Here is a 3,217-nt window from a genome sequence, read left to right as displayed (position 1 = left end):
CATCCACCGATCCCTCCCCGCGCCACCGAGGTCCCACCCCTGCGCTCCCTACAGACGACCCCGCCGCGATGTGCCGGGTTGGTGTCGGTGGGTCAGTGTCGGTGACGGCTTGTCAGGTCGGGGTGTTTTCGCTGGCTGGGTGCTGAGGACGGGCGGGCTTACTGTCGTAGACCGGTATCTGCAGTGGATACGGCTGTCATGGGGCGGTACACCCCGCTCCGCTCCACTGTCTCCAGAACGGCACTTCTGATCCTTCCGGTGGCTGCGTGGCTGCGTGGCTGCACCGTGGTGGGTGTCGGTATTCGCGGCGAAGGGCGTGGGGTGGGCGAGCCGGGCGCGTGGGGTGAGATCACGGCGGGGTTGAGGGTCTCCCGGCCGGTGCTGGTGGCACGGCTGATGGAGTTCGATGCGGTCGGGGCGTTGACCACGGCCCATGTGCGTGCGGGCGCGCAGGTCGGTGGGGTGACTGCGCGGACGGTGTGGCGCTGGCTGGATGCGGCGCGGACTGAGGGCCGTGTGGAGCGCAGGCCGCGGGCCCGGCTGGAGGTGTCCGACCAGGCGTGGGAGGTGTTGGCGCAGGCGGGCGGGAATGTGTCAGTGCTGTACCGGTATCTGAAGGATGCCGGGGGCCAGGTGCCCTCGCTGGCGTCGTTGCACCGGGTGGTGCGCCGGGACCTTCAGGCCGGCAGGGCCCTGCCGGATCGCGTGGTGGTGCGGCGGGAGCGGGAGGAGGAGCAGACGAGGCAGGCGCTGGCTGACCTTGCCCTGGCCAGGCCGGGTGAGGGCGATGCGGCGAAGGTGGCTGCGCGCCGGCCGCCGCACCTTGCGTCGGCGGCGGTTGCGGGCACGTCGGCGGGGGAGAGCGGCGCGCTGGAGGGCGTGGCGTTGCCGGCGGGCGCGCAGCTGGTACGGACGTCGCCGGTGCGGGCGGTGGCCGAGGCGGTCGGGCAGGCGATGGCGGTTCAGGGTGCGGTGTGTGTGTTCGGCGACCCGGGCCGGGGCAAGACCGTCGCCGTGCGGATGGCGCTCCACGAAGTGCCTCCGGGCTGGAAGGTGACGTGGGTGCCGGTGCCGGTGCGCCCGTCGGTGGCCGGCATGAGGCGGGCGGTGTTCGACGCTCTGGCGCTGCCGGGCCGTTTCCCGCACACCTCTGCACGGGCCGACACCGCGGTCGCGAGGGCTCTGGACCAGGCGCGGGTGCTGGTGGTCGATGAGGCTCAGCGCCTGCCCGCGCCGTGCCTGGAGTACCTGCAGAGCCTGTGGGACCACCCGGGCACGCGGATCACGCTGGTGCTGTGCGGAGCGGGCAGCGAGCGGGCGCTGGCCCGGCTGCCGCAGCTGGCATCGCGCATCGGCGTGTGGCAGGAGGTTCCACGCTTGACCGGAGCAGAAGCAGCGGCCGTGATGACCGGATTCCATCCGCTGTGGCGCACCGTCCCGGCCCCGGATCTGACGTGGATCGACCAGTCCTGCGCGCACGGCACGCTCCGCACGTGGGCCGCTTTGACTGCGCACCTGCAGAACGCGCTGCTCACCAGCGCTGACGCAGCGGTTGACAGGGCCTTGCTGCGGCGGCTGTTCCAGCGGGTCGTGCCGCCACTGTGACCGGAGTGCGCCTGCATGGACGGGAGGGCGGTCGCATGTTCCCGGCACCTGGCAACAGACGACGTTCCACCCGCGTGAGGGGAGCTGACATGGAGGACGGTGACGCGGTCCGCGCAGGCGGCGGGCTGCCTGCGGCGTCGAGGACGGCACTGCGCGGTCCGGCCGTGCGCCGGCTGCTCGCACTGCGGGCAGGGAAGCTGCTGACAGCAGGCCATGTACGGGTGGCTGCAGAGGCGCTGGGGGTGTCGGAGCGCACGGTGTGGCGCTGGCTGGCCGCCGCTCACAGCGATGAGACCGCAGCCGCCTACCCCGGCGCACGCTCCCGGGCCGACGCGAGGTTCACGATCACGCCCGAAGTTCGTGGACTGCTGGCACTGTGGAAGGGGAACGTGCGGGCGGTCCATCGCGAGCTGGTCCTCCGCGCGGCCCGCCAGTCCCCTCCTGCGGACGCACCGTCGCTGACGACGCTGCACCGGGCGATCCGCCGAGATCTGACGCCGGGGGAGCGGGCCGGGCTCGCGGGAGGGGAGCGGGCGGCGCGCAAGCATGATGTGTTCCTGGCCCGGCCGCGGGGCTGGCGCAACCAGGCATGGGAGACCGACCACATGCAGGCCCCGGTGCTGGTCGACGTCGACGGCACGGCCCGCAGACCGTGGATCACCTGGTTCACCGACTGCGCGACCAATGCAATCACCGGCGTCGCCGTCACGCCGGGGCATCCGTCGCGGGAGTCGGTGCTGGCCGCGCTGCGCGCCGCGGTCCTGCGCGAGGACCCCTACGGCCCGTTCGGCGGCCTGCCGGAGAGGGTACGGGTGGACCGTGGCAAGGACTTCCTGTCCCGGACGGTGACCGCCGCGTTCGACCTTCTGAACGTGAGGGTGGAGGACCTGCCCGCCTACCCCCCGCACCTCAAGGGCACCGTCGAGGGGCTGAACCGTGCGGTGGAGCCGATGCTGCTGGCGGCCCTGCCCGGCTACGTCCACCAGCCACGCCCCGGCAAACGCCCCTCCCGCCCGAAGGACGAGGCGCTGCTCAGCTTCGAGGACTTCACCGCCCGGCTGCTGGCCTGGACACGGTGGTGGAACACCGAGCACCGCCCCGAACCGCTGCGGGGCAGAACTCCGCTGGAGGCGTGGCAGGACGATCCCACTCCGCTGCGGGACGTGCCGGCCGCGGATCTGTGGACGTTCACCCTGGAGGACGCCGGTACCCGCACGCTGACCACCCGCGGAGTCCGTTTCCGCCGACGCGACTACGTGGGTGCGTGGATGACCGGTCAGGCCGGGATCCGGGTCAGGGTCCGGTTCATGCCTCACCACGACCACCGCATCGAGGTCTACCACGCGGCCACCGGCCGCTACCTCGGCCCCGCCGACCTGGCCGACCAGGCCACCGAGGAACAGATCAGCGCCGTACGAAGTGCCCGGGCCGCCCGCACCCGCCGCCTGAGAAAGGACCTTCAGGCATCCCAACGCGAGCGCTACGCCGCCACCCAGCCCGAGGCCCCGCAGCGGCTCGGCACACTGACCACCGCCCAGGCCGGGGCCGAACTCGCCCAGGCCACCGATACCGGCCCCGGCCTGGGCGGTGGTCAGTGTGCCGAGCCGCTGCG

Annotated in this window: 2 protein-coding genes; both read left to right on the top strand. The window is 72.7% G+C overall.

The window, feature by feature from the left end; genetic code table 11:
- Positions 1-258 precede the first annotated feature (258 nt).
- The gene (locus CCS38_RS13215) at positions 259-1,605 is read left to right on the top strand and encodes an AAA family ATPase (RefSeq protein WP_223733435.1); all 1,347 of its coding nucleotides are present in this window, start codon (positions 259-261) and stop codon (positions 1,603-1,605) included.
- Positions 1,606-1,694: 89 nt separating this feature from the next.
- Positions 1,695-3,217, top strand: a 1,523-nt coding sequence (locus CCS38_RS13210; protein ID WP_223733434.1) for a TnsB C-terminal domain-containing protein, incomplete at its 3' end; no start/stop codon positions are given.

It is taken from the genome of Streptomyces purpurogeneiscleroticus, assembly GCF_020024005.1.
Classification (GTDB): domain Bacteria; phylum Actinomycetota; class Actinomycetes; order Streptomycetales; family Streptomycetaceae; genus Streptomyces; species Streptomyces purpurogeneiscleroticus.
Note: the sequence above shows the minus strand (reverse complement) of the source record. Positions and strands in the feature narration are given on the sequence as shown.